Annotated in this window: 1 protein-coding gene; it reads right to left on the reverse strand. The window is 55.1% G+C overall.

What is annotated here, in order from left to right:
• Window positions 1-1,050: immunoglobulin-like domain-containing protein (locus K0H48_RS28660; protein WP_368862215.1), on the reverse strand; the 1,050-nt coding region annotated here is incomplete at both ends.

The raw sequence follows: 1,050 nt of genomic DNA on the forward strand, positions 1-1,050 counted from the left end.
TTACCTGGCACCAAATTCTCGAAGTGCTCACCGCCAGTCACGTTGGTAATAGCGGTAGTGACGGTTTGGTCGCCCTTGTACACGTCATCTGGAGCTACAACTGTGACGCTGCCGTTCGACTGATTAACGCCGATGGTGATTGTCTGGCCGTTATCGAGAGTGACGGTCAGCGGGTTGGTGATGTTAGTCACCGGAGCGCCGTTTTTATCCACAAGGCTGGCGGTGTAGATGATGTTGCCGCCTTCACCAACGGTAGTGGTGGCGGTCAGGACTACATCCACTTTGTCGATGGTGTCGTTGATGGTCGTAGTTGCACCATCGCCAGCCACTTCCAGCTTCTCGAAGTTGCCGCCAGCAGTGTCAGTGATCTTGACGGTCTGAGTGCTCTTGTCGATGAACACATCATCGCCAGGTGCAGCAACGGTCACGGAGCCAACGGTGTCACCAGCTTTAATGGTGATAGACGAGCCATTGTCCAACTTCAGGGTTACATCAGTGCCCGCTTTATTGGAGAGCGTAGCGGTGTACGTAATCTGACCACCCTCGTTCACTGCAGACGGAGCTGTCAGTGTCACGGTGGTGGTGTTATCAGTACCCGGAGTGTCGGTGACGGTGGTGCTGACCGGGGTCGTACCTGGAACCAGATTTTCGAAGTGCTCGCCGCCAGTCACATTAGTGATAGCGGTGGTGACGGTCTGGTCGCCCTTGTACACATCATCCGGAGCTACAACGGTGACGTTGCCGCTGGACTGGTTCACTCCGATGGTAATGGTCTGGCCGTTATCCAAGGTCACGGTCAACGGATTGGTGATGTTGGTTACCGCATTACCCGACTTGTCGACCAGCGATGCGGTGTAAACGATGTTGCCGCCTTCGCCCACTGTGGTGGTTGCAGTCAGGAGTACATCCACTTTGTCGATGGTGTCGTTGATCGTGGTGGTCGCGCCGTTGCCTGCAACTTCCAATTTCTCGAAGTTGCCGCCAGTGGTGTCGGTGATCTTGACGGTCTGAGTGCTTTTATCGATGAACACGTCATCGCTTGGCGCCGCA

Origin of the sequence: Pseudomonas sp. Xaverov 259 (genome assembly GCF_019352915.1) — a bacterium.
Lineage (GTDB): Bacteria > Pseudomonadota > Gammaproteobacteria > Pseudomonadales > Pseudomonadaceae > Aquipseudomonas.